Annotated in this window: 13 protein-coding genes; 5 read left to right on the forward strand and 8 right to left on the reverse strand. The window is 63.8% G+C overall.

Annotation, left to right across the window (positions count from 1 at the left end; translation table 11 throughout):
- Window positions 1-88 precede the first annotated feature (88 nt).
- Window positions 89-1,909, reverse strand: a complete 1,821-nt coding sequence (gene aspS, locus ABIC16_RS10850; protein ID WP_354291097.1) for an aspartate--tRNA ligase — start codon at window positions 1,907-1,909, stop codon at window positions 89-91.
- 151 nt (window positions 1,910-2,060) lie between these two features.
- Here aspS and rnd point away from each other — a divergent pair, with 151 nt between their 5' ends.
- On the forward strand, window positions 2,061-3,236 hold the full coding sequence (gene rnd, locus ABIC16_RS10855) for a ribonuclease D (RefSeq protein WP_354292305.1): 1,176 nt from the start codon (window positions 2,061-2,063) through the stop codon (window positions 3,234-3,236).
- 6 nt (window positions 3,237-3,242) lie between these two features.
- Here rnd and ABIC16_RS10860 read toward each other — a convergent pair whose 3' ends face one another.
- The 6 genes from ABIC16_RS10860 to ABIC16_RS10885 form a co-directional block, all read right to left on the reverse strand.
- The gene (locus ABIC16_RS10860; RefSeq protein WP_354291098.1) at window positions 3,243-4,829 is read right to left on the reverse strand and encodes a glycosyltransferase family 39 protein; all 1,587 of its coding nucleotides are present in this window, start codon (window positions 4,827-4,829) and stop codon (window positions 3,243-3,245) included.
- A complete protein-coding gene (locus ABIC16_RS10865) occupies window positions 4,826-6,013 on the reverse strand; it encodes a glycosyltransferase (RefSeq protein WP_354291099.1) in 1,188 nt (395 codons plus the stop codon). Before ABIC16_RS10865 ends, ABIC16_RS10860 begins: the two co-directional genes overlap by 4 nt.
- Window positions 6,014-6,154: 141 nt before the next feature.
- Window positions 6,155-7,681, reverse strand: coding sequence for a Ppx/GppA phosphatase family protein (locus tag ABIC16_RS10870; RefSeq protein ID WP_354291100.1), 1,527 nt, complete (start codon window positions 7,679-7,681; stop codon window positions 6,155-6,157).
- A 7-nt stretch (window positions 7,682-7,688) separates the two neighbouring features.
- On the reverse strand, window positions 7,689-9,866 hold the full coding sequence (locus ABIC16_RS10875) for an RNA degradosome polyphosphate kinase (RefSeq protein WP_354291101.1): 2,178 nt from the start codon (window positions 9,864-9,866) through the stop codon (window positions 7,689-7,691).
- Window positions 9,863-10,486, reverse strand: a complete 624-nt coding sequence (locus ABIC16_RS10880) for an HdaA/DnaA family protein (RefSeq protein ID WP_354292306.1) — start codon at window positions 10,484-10,486, stop codon at window positions 9,863-9,865. The genes ABIC16_RS10875 and ABIC16_RS10880 overlap by 4 nt, the downstream gene beginning before the upstream one ends.
- Before the next feature lie 43 nt (window positions 10,487-10,529).
- Entirely contained in the window at window positions 10,530-11,783 is a 1,254-nt protein-coding gene (locus tag ABIC16_RS10885; protein WP_354291102.1) for a heavy-metal-associated domain-containing protein, read from the reverse strand.
- Window positions 11,784-11,845: 62 nt separating this feature from the next.
- Here ABIC16_RS10885 and purM point away from each other — a divergent pair, with 62 nt between their 5' ends.
- The 4 genes from purM to ABIC16_RS10905 all read left to right on the forward strand — a co-directional run bounded on the left by purM (window position 11,846) and on the right by ABIC16_RS10905 (window position 14,649).
- A complete protein-coding gene (gene purM, locus ABIC16_RS10890) occupies window positions 11,846-12,955 on the forward strand; it encodes a phosphoribosylformylglycinamidine cyclo-ligase (protein WP_354291103.1) in 1,110 nt (369 codons plus the stop codon).
- 124 nt (window positions 12,956-13,079) lie between these two features.
- Entirely contained in the window at window positions 13,080-13,655 is a 576-nt protein-coding gene (purN, locus tag ABIC16_RS10895; protein ID WP_354291104.1) for a phosphoribosylglycinamide formyltransferase, read from the forward strand.
- Window positions 13,652-14,029: an MmcQ/YjbR family DNA-binding protein gene (locus ABIC16_RS10900; RefSeq protein WP_354291105.1), complete on the forward strand. Its 378-nt coding sequence runs from the start codon at window positions 13,652-13,654 to the stop codon at window positions 14,027-14,029. Before purN ends, ABIC16_RS10900 begins: the two co-directional genes overlap by 4 nt.
- Entirely contained in the window at window positions 13,981-14,649 is a 669-nt protein-coding gene (locus ABIC16_RS10905) for a hypothetical protein (RefSeq protein ID WP_354291106.1), read from the forward strand. The genes ABIC16_RS10900 and ABIC16_RS10905 overlap by 49 nt, the downstream gene beginning before the upstream one ends.
- 5 nt (window positions 14,650-14,654) lie before the next feature.
- On the opposite strand, the gene ABIC16_RS10910 is transcribed toward ABIC16_RS10905, so the two are convergent.
- Complete coding sequence (locus tag ABIC16_RS10910; protein WP_354291107.1) at window positions 14,655-16,259, reverse strand: long-chain fatty acid--CoA ligase; 1,605 nt, start codon at window positions 16,257-16,259, stop codon at window positions 14,655-14,657.
- Between the last annotated feature and the right edge of the window lie 31 nt (window positions 16,260-16,290).

Here is a 16,290-nt window from a genome sequence, read left to right on the forward strand (position 1 = left end):
CGGCCCTTTATCGTGGAACGGCGGCGGGGTGCCGCTCTGTTATACGCAACGCCCCGCCATTCGATCCGGGCAGCCCCGACGATCAGGTTCAGCTCGCCGCTTCGCCCGCCGCCTCGACCGCCTTGGCGCCATCGCCGGTCACGCGCAGGTTGAGTTCCTTCAACTGCTTGGGCGTCGCGAAGTTGGGCGCGCCCATCATCAGGTCCTCCGCCTTCTGCGTCATCGGGAAGGTGATGACCTCGCGGATGTTGGGCTCGTCCGCCAGCAGCATCACGATCCGGTCGACACCCGGCGCGGACCCGCCGTGCGGCGGGGCGCCGCACTTGAACGCGTTGATCATGCCCGCGAAGTTCAAGTCGACGTCGGCCTGGGTATAGCCAGCGATCTCGAACGCCTTGTACATGATCTCGGGCTTGTGGTTCCGGATCGCGCCCGACGACAGCTCGATCCCGTTGCAGACGATGTCGTACTGGAACGCGAGGATGTCGAGCGGGTCCATCGTCTCCAATGCTTCCATCTCGCCCTGCGGCATCGAGAACGGATTGTGGCTGAAATCGACCTTCTTGGCGTCCTCGTCATATTCGAACATCGGGAAATCGACGATCCAGCAGAATTCGAAGCGCTTGTCGTCGATCAGCCCGAGCTGCTCGGCAACCCGCGTGCGCGCGAGGCCCGCGAGCTTCGCGGCCGACGCTTCCTTGCCCGCCGAGAAGAAGATGCCATCGTTCGGCCCAAGCCCGAGCGCCTCTGCGATCGCTTTCATGCCGTCCTGGCCGTGGTTGTTGGCGATCGGCCCGCCGAACACGCCGTCCTTCTGGGTCGCATAGCCAAGCCCCGGGAAGCCCTCGCTTTGCGCCCAGCTGTTCATCTCGTCGAAGAACTTGCGGCTCTTCTCATGCGTGTTGGGTGCCGCCAATGCGCGGACGACATCGCCGCCTTCGACCATCGACGCGAAGCGCCCGAAACCCGAGCCGCGGAAATGCTCGGATACGTCGGTAATCTCGATCGGATTGCGCAGATCGGGCTTGTCGTTGCCGTATTTCAGCATCGATTCGCGGTACGGAATGCGCTTGAACGGCAGCGGCGAGACGGTGCGCCCCTTGCCCTGCCAGTCGGCGAACTGCTCGAACACGCCGTGCAGCACCGGCTCGATCGCCGCGAACACGTCGTCCTGCGTCACGAAGCTCATCTCGAAATCGAGCTGGTAGAATTCGCCCGGGCTACGATCGGCGCGCGCATCCTCGTCGCGGAAGCACGGCGCGATCTGGAAATAGCGGTCGAAGCCGGCGACCATCAGCAGCTGCTTGAACATCTGCGGCGCCTGCGGCAGCGCGTAGAATTTGCCCGGATGCACCCGGCTCGGCACCAGATAATCGCGCGCGCCCTCAGGGCTCGACGCGGTCAGGATCGGCGTCTGGAACTCGGTGAACCCCTGGTCGACCATCCGCGTCCGCAACGACGCGATCACGTTCGAGCGTAGCAGGATGTTCGCGTGCAACCGCTCACGCCGCAGATCAAGGAAGCGGTAGCGCAGGCGGATATCCTCGGGATATTCGTTCTCGCCGAACACCGGCATCGGCAGCTCGTGCGCCGACGACTGGACCGTAACCTCCCGTGCGCGCAGTTCGATCTCGCCCGACGGTAGATTCGCGTTCACCGTCTCACCCGAACGTGCGACGACGTCGCCCACGACGGTCACGACCGACTCGGGCCGCGCCTTGTCGAGCAACGCATGCGTCGGGCTGTCGCTGTCGGTGACGATCTGGGTGATGCCGTAATGGTCGCGCAGATCGACGAACAGCAGATTGCCGTGGTCGCGCTTGCGGTGAACCCAGCCCGACAGCTTGACCGAGGAGCCAACGTCGGCGGCGCGCAGCTGGGCGCAGGTGTGCGTGCGATAAGCGTGCATCGTTCTTCTTCTCATGTGCGCCACCCCGGCACAGGCCGGGGCCGCTGCGGACCGGGCGCAACGCCCGCTCCACAAGGGTGAAATGGATGGCCTGCGCTTCCCTCCCCCACCCACCTTTGTCAAGGCGCACCACCGTCGCTATGGGGGGGTGATGCACATCCATCCGCTCATCACCGACACCGCCACGCTCTCCAATCTCTGCACGCGACTGGCCGAAGCCGACTTCGTCTGCATCGATACAGAATTCATGCGCGAGAACACCTTCTGGCCGGAGCTCTGCCTGATCCAGATCGCCGACAGCAACGAGGCCGCCGCGATCGATCCGATGGCGCCGGGGCTTGATCTCGCTCCACTGCTCCAGCTGATGGTCAACAACGATGAGGTGCTCAAGGTCTTCCACGCCGGCGGGCAGGACCTCGAGATCATCTATAACCTCACCGGCAAGACCCCCTATCCGCTGTTCGATACGCAGGTCGCGGCGATGGCGCTCGGCCAGGGCGAGCAGATCGGCTATTCTAACCTCGTCGACGCGTGGCTTGGCCTGACGATCGACAAGGGCGCGCGCTTTACCGACTGGAGCCGCCGTCCGCTCGACGCGCGGCAGATCGAATATGCGATCGGCGACGTGACGCATCTGGCGGACATCTTCCCCAAGATGCTCGCCCGCCTGCGCAAGACCGGGCGCGGGGCGTGGCTCGACCAGGAAATGGAGCGGATCGGCGACCCCAAGAATTACGCCAACGACCCCGAGGAAGCGTGGAAGCGCATCCGCATCCCCAGCCGCAAGCCCGACGTGCTCGGTCGGCTCAAGGCGCTCGCGCGGTGGCGCGAAATCGAAGCCCGCGCGAAGGATCTGCCGCGCGGCCGGATCGTCAAGGACGAGACGATCGCCGATCTGGCGGGCCACGCCCCGCGCAAGCAGGCGGATCTGGCGAAGGTCCGCGGCCTCTCCGCGACCTGGGCGCAGAACGACATCGGCGCCCGCTTGATGGCCGCGATCGAGCATGCCGAACCGATGGCGGCGGAAGACCTCCCCGCGCGCGACGATCGCAAACCCGGGCTCGGCAAGGACGGCGCGTTGGTCGCCGACCTGCTCAAGCTGCTGCTCAAGATCCGTTCCAAGGAAATCGACGTTGCCGCGCGGCTGCTCGCGCGGACCGACGATCTGGACGCGCTCGCCGCCGGGCAGCGCGAAGGCTTGTCGATCCTCGAGGGTTGGCGCTTCGATCAGTTCGGCCGCGACGCGCTCGATCTGGTCGAGGGGCGCCTCGCCTTCGCGGTCGTCGGTGGCAAGCTCAAGATGACGCGCACCGAGGACGTTACCTGACCGGCCTCAGCGGTCGCGCGGTGCCGCACAGGACGGGTTGAGCACCCTGCCCTCGACACAGGCGCTTCGCTCGAGCCGCGACACCAGCGGCGGACCGAACGGCCCGACGAAGAAGTCGAGGTTCTCCCCGTCGTCGGGCAACAGCCCGGCGGCTTGCAAATCGCTCAAGGGTTGCTCTGCAAACCGTTGGATCAGATAGAGATTCGACGTTTTGGGCAGGTCGAGCCGATCTTTGCCGACGGTCGGGATCGTGGGCGCATAGCCCTTTGCCCAGGCGTTGTTGGTCTGTCCCGACAATGTGATGATCGGCACCCGGCAGGTGTCGCGCCGGTCCGCGAGCTTGCAGGCCTCGTCCGCGATCACCGCGCCGCCCTCCCCGCTGACGACGATGACGCCGCGCGGGTCCTTCAGCACTTGCGCGACCGCCCCTTGCCAGTCCTCCAACTCGAACCCCGACTGCGTCGCCCACAGGTTGGCCGCGGTCAGCCCCGTCAGTACGCCGGCGGCGAGCAGGAATGTCCGCAGGCTCCGAAGCGTGCTGAGCCACGCACAGGCGAGCGTGACCGGGAAGATCGCGATCCAGACCAATGTCCGTTCGACAATCACGGGTTGTTTCAGGCTGAACAGGATGAACAGCGTGAGCATCCCGACCCAGCACACCGCCGCGAGTTGCGTCGCCTTGCGGTGGATCGTTCGCGTGATCCCAAACAGCGCCGCGCCGAACACGACGGTCGCTGCAATGCTCTGGATTCCCCACGGGTCCCGCATCAGCAGCGTGCTTGCCCAGAAGAGCTCGAGCGAGATCGGCACGCCCGGGAAGTGCAGCCACGACAGATTGGGGTTGGGCACCCGCGTCTGACAGTAGATGATATAGAGCGCCCACCCCGACCCGATCACGATCACCAGATCCGCAAGCGCCAGCCGCAGCCAGTCACGCCCGACGAAGGGAACGAACCGCCGGTCCACCGCCATCAGCGCCAGCGTCGCGACCGGCACCCACAGCACCGCAGTGCCATGAAGATAGACCGCCGCGATCGCACCCCCGACATACCCCAGCCACGACGTCACGCGCTGCCGCGTATTGCTTTCGTTGGCCGCGACGATCCGCATCAGGCTGAAGAACGAGATCGTCAGCGCCACCGCCAGCATGCTGTAACCGCGCACCTGATGCGCATAGGCGATCTGCTGCGCGGACACCGCCAGCAGCAACGCGCCGGCTGTCGCAGCGCGTTCGCCATAGTGCCGGGCCAGCGCGAAATAGCTCACCGCAATCAGCAGCAGGCTCGCCATGATCGTCGGAACGCGCAGCGTGATCCGGTCCATCGGCCCAACCAGGAGCAGCCATCCCCGCAGGATCGAGTAGAACAATGGCGGATTGGTTTCCCGGATCATCCACGCGCTCCACAGCCGTGCGAACGGCTGATGCGCGAAGAACAGCGACGCATATTCGTCGAACCACAAGGCGTAGTCCGACAGCGCGAACCGCAGGACCGCGGCGAACAGCAGAATGACCGCGAACGCCGCCAGCCCGTGGCGCGAGCGCGCTTGCTTCGTTCGTGCTCCCGCTGCTCGCTCCGTCGACGCGCCGCTCATCGACGCTTCCGCCACGTGAAGAGCGACGACATCGAGTAATTCCACACCGTCGTCACCGCGACCCCGGCCAGCGCGGACAGCACCAGGTAATTGTGCCGTTGGTACAACCAGCGCGCGATCCCGACATTGGCGAACAACCCGATCCCGCAGACGATGTTGAACGTCAGCCACCCCCACCACAGGCGCTGCCCTTTCAGGCGCTGGTCGTTGTACGTCAGGATGTTGTTGAGGAAGAAGTTGCTCGACGTCGCGACCAGCGTCGCCACGCCCTGTGCGATCGCGAACCAGCGGTCTTCGTCCGCCGCGCCGAACAGCGCCAGCAGCGTCTGCAAGACGACCGTCAGCACCAGGAAATGCACGACCACGCCCGACCCGCCCACCAGCGCGAAGCTGACGAACCGGATCGGCACGACATGGCCGATCATCTTGTCGAGCAGGAGCTGAAGATATTCCCACAGCACCAGGCCATCGAGCTTGCTTTCGCCATGTTGGCGGGTGCGGAAGGTGAAGGGCACTTCGGCGACCCGCAACGGGGTCGGCGACGAGGCCGCGATGTCGAGCAGGATCTTGAACCCGACCGACGACAGACCGGGCAAAGAGCCCATGAAGGCCTCGCGCGTGAGCATGAAGAACCCGCTCATCGGATCGCCGATCGCGGTCTTGGTCAGCGTGTTGGCGAGGGTCGTCGCGAACCGGCTCATCGCGATTCGCTGCCGGGTCCAGTCCCCCATCCCGCCGCCCTCGACGTAGCGGCTGCCGACCACCAGATCGACGTCGCCACGGCGGAGGCGCGCGAGCATGTCGCGCAGGATGGTCTCGTCATGCTGCATGTCGCCGTCCATCACCGCGACATACGGCGCCGACGTCGCCAGGATCCCCTCGACACACGCAGAGGCAAGGCCCCGCCGGTCGAACCGATGCACGACGCGGACTCGGTAATCTTCCAGCGCAAGCGCGCGGGCCCGGTGTGCCGTGCCATCCGGCGAATTGTCGTCGACGAAAACGACTTCCCAACGGATGTCGCCCAAGGCGGTGCGCAACGCCTCGACCAGCAGCGGCACGTTTCGCGATTCGTTGAAGGTCGGGACCACGATCGCCAGTTCCGCGGGCAATCTGGAAGCCGTCTTCTCCCGATCGGCGGGCGCCTCCGCCGCTTTGGTCAGCCGGTCCGCGAACGGTTCCATCACATTCCCCCAAACCGTCAGCCACGGCTTCGAACCGGGGTTTATGCTAACCCTCTTTTCAATTGGTAACCATTCGTCCGCTCACCAGCGACGGAAACGGCGCGATCTCGCGCTAAATCACGCTGGAACCGTGTCGATCCGTCAGTTCGGCGGTGTCGAAGCGAGCGCGATCTTGCGCCCCAACGACGTTGCCAGCGCCGAATGCCGACGCTCGACGGTTTCGCTGTACAAGGGGCAGTCGGCTTCGGCGACCCGCAGCGTCAGCATCGTTCCGTCGTCGTGCAGCGACGTCCGCAACAACGGCCCCGCAAGTCCGCCGCTCATCCGTTGCCCCAATCGCATCGCAAGCCCCCATTGCACCGCACGTTTCAGGTCCGCGGGGGGGGCCAGCATCGCAAGCGGGGCTGGCGTGTCCAGGCCGCCCCCCAGGCTGGTGAACAAGGCCTGCGCCATCACCGCGCGCCCGCGCGCGTCGACCGCGACCCAATTGCCATGAAGCGCAATCTCGACCCCGCGTTCGGCCCGGAACTCCGGGTTGGCGCGCCAGCCGACGTCCGCCAGCAGGCATGCAGCCAACCGCAGCCGCACCATGTCCGGCGTGTCGCGCTGGAACGGTCGCGCGATCCAGCTGTCGAGCAGATCGCCATGTTCCGGAAAGCGTCCGTGCCGCTGCCCCTCGTCGCGCGCCGCGACGATCAGCGGGTCCTGCGCGCGGATGGCGGGATCAAGCGCGTCGAATATCAGGCCTTCGCGGAGGCCGAAGGCCGATACGACCGTCGTCTCGGTGCCGAGATGCTTCATCAACACGCCGAGCAAACCCCCGGCATCGCCGAGCGTTGCGGCCCGACTTGCCGACAGGCCGGGAACTGCGCGCAGCCAAGCCTTGTTGACGTGGCTGATCGTCCGACCGAGCCGATCGATCGCGGCGCGCGTCATCGCATATTGGTGGATCACCGGCAGCGGATAGCTGTTGATGTGCATGTCGAGCCGCGCGAGCGCGCGCCACGATCCCCCGACGAGATACAGTGGAAGCCCGGCCCCCTTGCCCGACCAGCCCGACTCGCGCAGCGCCTGCTCGACCACGCGCTGCAGCGCGCCCGGCCCCTTGTTGCGGATCGCGCCGATCCGCAGAACGCCAAGCGGGAAGGAAATCCGGTCGCGCACTTCTCCGCCGGAAACGCGGATTAGCTCAAGGCTTCCGCCGCCCAGATCGCCAACGATCCCATCGGCATCCGGGATCGCGGAGAGCACGCCATAGCCCGCGCCGGACGCCTCCTGTTCGCCCGACAGCAATTCCACGTCCAACCCGAGCGCGCGCGCGGTGGCGAGCAATTCAGCGCCGTTGCTGGCATCGCGCACCGCGGCGGTTGCGACGGTACGGAGGCGAGTCACCTCCATTTCGCGGGCAACGGCGGCAAATCGCGCCAAAGCGACGGAGCCTGTTGCCAAAGCGTCGCGTGCGATCGCGCCGGTCTCCGCCAACCCGCGACCGAGGCCCGCCATCACCTTTTCGTTGAACAGCGTCGCCGGCAAGCGTTCGGGGCCCTGATACACCACGAGGCGGATCGAATTCGATCCGATGTCGATGATGCCCATGCGGTCCTCGCTGGCGGCAGGCGCGGCGGGAGGGCTCGCCGGCTTGGGCGTGCGGAAAAGGGTCGTCGCCATGATGTGCCTAACGCCTGCGCCGAAGCGACAATTTGGGGACGGACCCGCTCGCCGCGAGTGCCGCACCGCGGCCCGAGAGCGACGGGTTGGTCATGAAATAGCGGTGAAGATTGAACGGTCGCTCGCCGGGAACGACGCGGACATAACTGCCATCCGCCTGTAATTCCCAGCTTTGTTCGTCGTCGATGAGGTTCGCCACCATCACCTGGCCAAGGATCTGGTCATGGACCGTGCGGTTTTCGATCGGCAGCATATATTCGATCCTGCGATCGAAATTGCGCTGCATCCAGTCGGCCGATGTGATGAACAGGCACGCATCGGGGTTGGGCAGATCCTTGCCGTTGCCGAACGCCCAAATCCGGCTGTGCTCGAGGAACCGCCCGATCACCGACTTGACACGGATGTTCTCGGACAGGCCAGAAACCCCCGGCCGCAAGCAGCAGATACCGCGAATAATCAGGTCGATCTGGACCCCGGCGGCACTCGCTTCGTAGAGTTTGTCGATCGTCTCGGGGTCGACAACGGAATTCATCTTCGCCCAGATTGCGGCCGGCTTCCCTGCGCGGGCATTGGCAATCTCGGTGTCGATCAAGTCCATCAGCCGCGGCCGCATGTCGCGCGGGGACAGGCTGATCAGCGCCATATTCTCGGGTTCGACATAGCCCGTGACGTAATTGAACATCTGCGCAGCATCCCGCCCCAAGCGAGGATCCGCCGTGAAGAAGCTGAGATCAGTATATATTTTCGCGGTTATCGGATGATAGTTGCCGGTCCCGAAATGGCAGTATGTGCGATATTGACCATTTTCGCGCCGCACCACCATCGAGACTTTGGCGTGTGTCTTCCAGTCGATGAAGCCATAAACCACCTGCACCCCGGCCCGCTCCAGCGCCGACGCCCACAGCAGATTCTGCTCCTCATCGAAGCGCGCCTTCAGTTCGACCACGGCCGTCACCGACTTGCCCGCCTCAGCCGCAGCGATCAGCGCGTTGATCACCGCCGACTGCTTGCCCGCGCGGTATAACGTCTGCTTGATCGCAACCACATCCGGGTCCGCCGCAGCCTGTTTGAGGAACGCCAGAACCACGTCGAACGTCTCGTACGGGTGGTGAACGACGATGTCCTTGGCGCTGATCGCCGCAAAGCAATCGCCGCCATATTCGCGGATTCGCTCCGGAAACCGGGGGGAGAAGGGCGGGAACTTGAGGTCCGGCCGATCCTCGTCGACGATCGCCTCAAGGTCGCCCACGCCGAGGAAGGCGCCGCTTTCGGTGACGAAGCAATCCGGCCCGCCGAGTTCATCGCGCAACACCGCGCCGAGCCGCTCGGGCATCCCGCTCTCAAGTTCGAGACGGATCACGCGCCCACGCCGCCGTCGTTTGATCGCGTTGGCGAAGTAGCGAACCAGATCCTCGGCTTCTTCCTCGATCTCGATATCGCTGTCCCGAAGCACGCGAAACTCGGCCGCGCCAAGCACGCGGTACCCCGGAAAGATCAACGGCGCGAACCGCTTCACCAGCGATTCGACCGCGACATATCGCGCGGAGGTGCCGGGCAGTCGCAGGAAGCGCGGCATCGGCGCCGGAAGCATGACGAGTTCGCGGATCGGCTGGTCGTCCGAAATGCGAACCAGATCGAACATCACCGCAAGGCCCTTGTTCGATATGAACGGGAACGGATGCGCGGGGTCCAGCGCTTGCGGCGTGAGGATCGGGAAGATCTGTTCGCGAAACTGCGTTTCCAGCCAGGACAACTCGTCCGCGGTCAAAGCCTCGTCGATCGTGCGCGAGCTCAGCACGCCGATCCCGGTTTCCGCAAGCAACCGCCGGAGTTCGCGCCAGACGATACGCTGACTTTCGATCAACGCGTCCGCCTCCGCAACGATCGCCGATAGCTGCTGGCCCGAAGTAAGGCCATCGCTCGAACGACGTCCCACGTCCTGGATCTGCTGGCCCTTCAGACCGGCGACCCGTACCATGAAGAACTCATCAAGATTAGACCCTGAAATCGACAGGAACCGCAACCGTTCAAGCAGCGGGTGCGCGGTATTGGTCGCCTCCTCCAGCACCCGGCGATTGAACGCCAGCCACGACAATTCCCGATTGAAATACCGGTCACTACCGTCGGTCCCGACGAATGGGTCGTCGTCGCGATCAAGGCTCGCGATATGGGCGGGTCTCGTCATGGATGCTCTGCCGGGTCTGGAGCGTGGCCGCCGATCAGCCCCGCCTCTTGCAATGTTGCCCGCGCGAGCGGGATCGACAAGCGCTTGCGCCGCTCTAGCACGACCTGATCCAGCAGGTCGACTGCGCGCAGCAACGCGACGTGGGTACGTTCGACGCGCGCAACCAGCCATTGAATGAGGTCCGGGCGTGCATCCAGCCCGCGGCGCAGGAACTGTCGTTCGAACAGCGCTGCCATCAGCACCTCATCCGGATCTCCGATCCGCAGCATGGGGCTGGCGACGAGCCGCGACCGCAAATCCGGTAGCTTGATTTCCCATTCAGGTGGCGGCGCGTCCGCGACGACCACGACGGGACGTCGTTCTTCCTGCGCTCTGTTCCACGCATGGAAGATCACGGCTTCATTCTGCCGTTCCGCATCGTCGATCAGCCCGCCGCCGGTCTTGGCGGCAAAGATCCGTGCGATCAGGCTCCGTCCCGATTTACGCGGCCCGGTAACCACCACCGCCATTACGGGCCATGTGCTCCAATGCTCGAGCTGCTGGACAGCCCGAGCGTTCGAGGGTCCAATCAGGAATTCATCATCACGCGGATCGGCCGGCCAGTCTAATGGCAGCGCCATCTGCGCAGAAAGGGTCATGAGCGTCGGGTCGGACATCGCGGCATCAGCCGGTCGTGTCGTCTGTGGAAGCAGCCTGCGCTGCCGGCGTTGCAGGCGTGTTGCGACGGATGCGGAGGGTCGTTCCGCTTCCGACGACGGTCCAGCCCCGCGCTTCAAGCGCCGTATGAAGTACGGCGGGATCCGAATCGAATTGAACCCGCATCACTGAAACACCACCGAGAGCAAGGCTCGTTGTGATAGCGGAACGAACTCCTGGAACGCCCTGCAACTGCGATTCGGTCGCTGTAACCGACGCCGCGGTGGGCGTGTCCACCTGTACAGTGATCACCGATCCGGTCGCACCAGCCATCCCGTCGGCTCCGGGCAGCGGAAGTTCGGTCGGCGTTGCAAGCGGCGTCGGTGTCGCGACTGGCGCCACGTAGGAGAGCCCGGAATCCCCCATCAGAGCACCGTTCCGCAGCGCGGCCTGATACGCATCGTCGATCCGCTTCACGCCGGCATCAAGCAGCACTGGCAACGCATCGCCGTTGTCGACCCTCAGCGTGAATTGCGCAATTAAATGATTGTCTGGGCCGTGCCGCGCCTGGAACGTACCGATGATCGGCCCCCCGGGCCATTCGCGGCGGATCTGGACGGTAGGAACAAGAACATCCGTCGCGCCATATTGGTCAAGCACGACGCGCCACCAACCACGCCCACGCCGCTCGGTCTGGCCAAAAGTGAGCAACAGAGGATCAGTCCCGGTGCCCGTCGGCCGGATATAATCGATCAGGCTATTGCCCGTCCGATAGCGAAGCCAAGCGTCCTGCCACGCCGTCTTCTGCTCGAAGCCGACGGTTGCGCCGCCGCTCATTTCGATCGGAATAGTCAGCATCGGCTGCGAATGCGTGGCTTCAGCCGCAACACCAAGAATCGATCCCGCCCGTGCGCGACTGAATAATACCCCCAGCTTGGCGACGTATCGATTGGGACCGATCTGCTCGTTTTCGACGACGATCCCGGACACCATGCTATCAAGAGCTCCGTCAGACAGCATGGCGCCGCCCCCGCCGAGGCGCCTGGACAGGATCTGCCAACCTTTACGCTGTGCAAGCCGCCACCCGGCGAAGCGGGCTTGATCCGCAGACTTGCCTGTAACGTCGACTGCGACTCCACTGACCTCGTAGCTTCCAGAAGCATCCGCCGACGCGAGGCCTTGAGTCGGATTGTCGCCCTGTGCGAGCCCCAACCCACCCGTCACCGCAATGCCGAGTACGGCTGCGAGCCCCAAGGGCCGGAAAAAGCGGTGGATCGACATGTCGGCGCCCTTTTGGCGAAGGAGGCGTGGAAATCCAAGCGGGATATGGCTAGGCGGGCATCATGAGCGAAAACGAACCGGACAAGGCGTCCTACACTTATGCCCAGGCGGGCGTCTCGATTGCGGCCGGCAATGCGCTGGTCCGCGCCATAGGTCCGATGGCAAAGGCCACGCGACGTGCTGGTGCGGATGCCGATCTCGGCGGCTTTGGCGGATTTTTTGATCTCAAGGCGGCCGGATTTGTCGACCCACTTCTGGTCGCGGCAAACGACGGCGTCGGCACCAAGCTCAAGCTCGCGATTGACCAGAACGCGCATGACGGCGTGGGGATCGATCTGGTTGCGATGTGCGCCAACGACCTGATCGTTCAGGGCGCGGAACCGCTATTCTTTCTGGATTATTACGCGACCGCAAAAATTGATCCCGTGGTGGCCGAACGAGTCATCGCCTCGATCGCCGAAGGATGTCTGCAGGCGGGTTGCGCGCTGATCGGCGGAGAGACCGCCGAGATGCCGGGCATGTACGCGCCGGGCGACTACGATCTCGCGGGCTTCTGTGTCGGTGCGGTCGAGCGGGACAGAGTATTGACCGGCCACGATATCGCGGCAGGCGATGTGATCCTCGGGCTTGCCTCATCGGGCGTGCATTCCAATGGCTTCTCGCTGGTTCGGAGGCTGGCTGCGGACAAGGGATGGAAGCTCGATCGCCCTGCCCTGTTCGACAATGAAGTCCGGCTGATCGACGCCCTGATGGCACCCACTCGGATCTATGTGAAATCCTTGCTCCCGTTGCTCGCAGATCGACAGATCAAGGGCCTTGCACATATTACCGGGGGCGGCTTGTTAGAGAACATCCCGCGCGTTTTGCCAGACGGCGTCCACGCACAGGTCGACGCCAACGCTTGGCCGCAGCCCAGGCTGATGGCGTTCCTTCAAGCCCAGGGAAATATTGAACCCGAAGAGATGGCCCGGACGTTCAATTGTGGTGTCGGCATGGCGGTCATTGTCGCGGCGGAGAACGTTGGAGCCGTCACTGCGGCGTTGCAGGCGGCCGGTGAGACGGTATTTTCGATCGGCTTACTCGTCCCGGGGGCGCGAGGATGCACCGTTTCAGGCTCGACCGAAACCTGGGGCGGCAAAGCTGATTGGACTGCCACACACAACCATGGATAAGCCCGCATTTTCGATCGATTCGGCATTCCACCCCTGGAACGGGTCCGTCCGTTCTGGAGCAGGATCGCCTGGTCGAGGCCTTCGAGCCTTGATCAGCTCGATGGCCGGAACTGGGAAAGCTTGAATGTCCGGTCAAAAAATCAGGGTCGGCATTCTCATCTCCGGTCGCGGATCGAACATGATTTCCCTGGTCGACGCGGCGCGGGATGATGCGTGCCCATACGAAGTCGTTCTGGTGGCGTCGGACAAACCGGATGCCGCTGGCATCGCTTGGGCCAAGGATCACGACATAGCGACCTGGACGCTGTCCCCGAAAGGGATCGGCAAGCCTGCGTATGAAAGCGCGCTCCAGAATGCCCTGCGCGAGGCAGGCGTCGAAACGATCGCCCTCGCCGGTTACATGCGGCTGGTGTCAGACACGTTCGTCGAAGCGTGGCGGGGAAGGATCGTCAACATTCATCCCTCTCTTCTTCCAAAGTATAAAGGTCTCGACACACATGCTCGCGCTCTCGCGGCCGGCGACGCAGTGGCAGGGTGTTCGGTCCACGTCGTCACCGAAGAACTCGATGGTGGCGAAGTACTAGGACAAACCGAGGTCGTGATCGAGCCGGGCGAGACGTCCGACACGCTTGCGGGGCGCGTTCTGGCAGCGGAACATCGCCTCTATCCTCGTATCCTGGCGGAGTTTGTAACTCGATGATCGTCGATCCGACCCCCCTGATTGAACGCATCCGGACGCTGTGCTTGGCGCTCCCGGAGGCCCTCGAGCGCGAGTCTCACGGAGCGCCAGGCTTCGTTGTCGCTGACGGAAAGTTCTTTGCCTATTTTTGGCACAATCATCATGACGATGGCGAGACGGCATTGATCGTGCGGACGACCGGCGGAGATGAACAAGCGCAACTGATCGAGTTCGATCCGAAAACGTATTACAAACCGGCTTATCTTGGAGCGTCCGGCTGGATCGCCGTACGGCTGAATGGTGATACGGTAAACTGGGATCGTGTCGACGACCGGATTGCGATCAGTTGGGAACTTGCGGCACCGCAGCAGGTGCTGGAGGCAGGCGGTCGATGAGCGAGTCTCCTGAGCCGAACCTCCCTGTCACCAAAGCCGAGAAAGCGGAAGCGGCGGCCATCCGTCGCCGATGGGTGTCACTGGCGGAGATCGTAAGCGTGGCAGGTGTCGCGATCGCGGCTCTGGGGTTATGGTTGACCTGGTCGGACAGGCGGAGCGAACAAGCCGAGAAGCAAACACAGTCGGTCACGCAAAGCCGTGAGGCTGCGCGCTATGCCATCAAGGCGACAGTCGCGCGCAACGGCGACCTTGTCCTTGTAACAGACGAGCGGCATCCGTTGGGCGACGTGACCGCAGTCTTTCCCAACGCGTTAGGAGTCGCGCCGCAGACGTCTGCTACGCAGACGATCAGCCGGGATGCATATGAGCGCGCCTTGCTGAAGGTTACCGATGGTCGTGAAGATCGCGCGACCGGCAAACTGCCCGTGCTCCTCACCGTTCAATATTGGAACGACGACAAACTCCAAACGACAAACGGAATTTACGACATCGTGTGGCGCACCAAGAGCCGCCCGTTGCTTGGTCGAGACCTCAAGATCGAAGCACTCCGCTTGCGTACCCCCTCTGCAACAGAAACCGCTCTGGAAGCGGCATGGGCGGCGGAAAAGCCAAAGGGGTAAAGCCGTCAGAAATACTGTGCGGTTTCCCCGTACGCGGCCAGCACATGATTGCGATACGTCGCCCGCAGCGCAGTCTTCAATAGCTTGCCCGTCGCGGTATGCGGAAGTGAATCGACGAACAGGATCTCGTCCGGCAACCACCACTTTGCGACATGCGCCGCCAGATGCGCAGTGATCTCCTCGGCAGTGACGATACTATCCGATTTTCGGACGACGAGCAGCAGCGGACGCTCGTCCCACTTTGGATGATAGACGCCGATCGCCGCCGCTTCCGCAACCCCGCCACACCCGACCGCGGCGTTCTCCAGGTCTACCGAAGAAATCCACTCCCCCCCGGATTTGATGACGTCCTTCGCCCGATCGGTAATCTGCATCGTCCCGTCGGAATGAAGCACAGCCACATCGCCGGTATCGAACCACTGTTCGGCGTCTACAGCGTCTGATTTGGCCTTAAAATAGCGTTTGACCACCCAGGGACCGCGCACCTGCAGACGCCCTGAACTGGCCCCGTCGCGCGGCAATACCGTATCGGCATCGTCGACCACACGAAGCTCGATCCCGAACGGAATCTGCCCCTGCTTGCAGGCGTGGTCCAGCTTGGCGTCGCGGCTCATCGTCTCCCAATGCGGTGGGTAGCACCCCGCCGTCCCGATCGGCGACGTCTCGGTCATTCCCCACAGATGCTTTACGGTCGCACCCATCCCCATGATCCGGTCGATCATCGCGCGTGGTGCGGCCGACCCACCGATCGTGACTTGGCGTAGGTGCTGCGGGGCCTCTCCACCGGAATCGATATACTGGAACAGCGCGAGCCACACCGTCGGAACACCCGCGGAATGCGTTACCTGCTCGTCGTTCATCAGGCGGCATAACACCGCAGGATCGTTTGCCGCGGAATAGACCACCTTTGCTCCGGCCATCGCGGCCGCGAACGGCAAGCCCCAGGATGCGGCGTGAAACATCGGCACGACGGGCAAGACTACCGAGTTCGAGGATAGGTCGAACACCCACGGGGCGACTTCGGCCATTGCGTGAAGGACGGTCGAGCGATGTTCGTACAGGACCCCCTTCGGGTTTCCGGTCGTCCCGCTGGTGTAACACAGCATGCACGGATCCCGTTCGGGACCCTCTACCCAGTCGTACGCGCCATCCTCCGCCCCGATCAGTGCTTCGAACGCGCCGTCGTCAAAGCAGACGTAGTGCTCGATCGAGGGCCATTGCGCCTTCAACCGGTCGACGATCGGCTGAAATTGCCGATCGTAGAACAGCACGCGGTCCTCTGCGTGGTTGGCGATGAACGCGAGTTGCTCGTCGAACAGCCGCGGATTGATCGTGTGGATCACACCGCCCATTCCGATCACACCGTACCATGCGACCAGATGATGCGCGTGGTTCATCGCCAGCGTCGCAACGCGATCTCCCGGTTTGATCGATAGGCGTTCAAGCGCTTGCGCCAGTTTGCGGGCATCGCGCGCAATTCCGGACCAATTGGTTCGGGTCTCGATCCCGGATGCCCAATACGTGACGATCTCGCGGTCGCCGTGCTCGCGCGCAGCGTGATCGACCAGGCGCGGCACACGCAATTCGAAATCCTGCATTCCGCCGAGCATCGTCTCTCTCCAGACCGTCGGTGGGGTGCTG

The organism is Sphingomonas sp. PvP055 (genome assembly GCF_040546365.1).
GTDB lineage: Bacteria > Pseudomonadota > Alphaproteobacteria > Sphingomonadales > Sphingomonadaceae > Sphingomonas > Sphingomonas echinoides_A.

Bases quoted from the DNA above. Each gene is read 5' to 3' on its own strand.
- ABIC16_RS10885 (WP_354291102.1), bottom strand. From the start codon at position 11,783: ATGTCGATCCACCGCTTTTTCCGGCCCTTGGGGCTCGCAGCCGTACTC.
- rnd (WP_354292305.1), top strand. From the start codon at position 2,061: ATGCACATCCATCCGCTCATCACCGACACCGCCACGCTCTCCAATCTC.
- ABIC16_RS10860 (WP_354291098.1), bottom strand. From the start codon at position 4,829: ATGAGCGGCGCGTCGACGGAGCGAGCAGCGGGAGCACGAACGAAGCAA.
- purM (WP_354291103.1), top strand. From the start codon at position 11,846: ATGAGCGAAAACGAACCGGACAAGGCGTCCTACACTTATGCCCAGGCG.
- ABIC16_RS10900 (WP_354291105.1), top strand. From the start codon at position 13,652: ATGATCGTCGATCCGACCCCCCTGATTGAACGCATCCGGACGCTGTGC.
- ABIC16_RS10875 (WP_354291101.1), bottom strand. From the start codon at position 9,866: ATGACGAGACCCGCCCATATCGCGAGCCTTGATCGCGACGACGACCCA.
- ABIC16_RS10865 (WP_354291099.1), bottom strand. From the start codon at position 6,013: ATGGAACCGTTCGCGGACCGGCTGACCAAAGCGGCGGAGGCGCCCGCC.
- ABIC16_RS10870 (WP_354291100.1), bottom strand. From the start codon at position 7,681: ATGGCGACGACCCTTTTCCGCACGCCCAAGCCGGCGAGCCCTCCCGCC.
- ABIC16_RS10880 (WP_354292306.1), bottom strand. From the start codon at position 10,486: ATGGCGCTGCCATTAGACTGGCCGGCCGATCCGCGTGATGATGAATTC.
- ABIC16_RS10910 (WP_354291107.1), bottom strand. From the start codon at position 16,259: ATGCTCGGCGGAATGCAGGATTTCGAATTGCGTGTGCCGCGCCTGGTC.
- aspS (WP_354291097.1), bottom strand. From the start codon at position 1,909: ATGCACGCTTATCGCACGCACACCTGCGCCCAGCTGCGCGCCGCCGAC.
- purN (WP_354291104.1), top strand. From the start codon at position 13,080: ATGTCCGGTCAAAAAATCAGGGTCGGCATTCTCATCTCCGGTCGCGGA.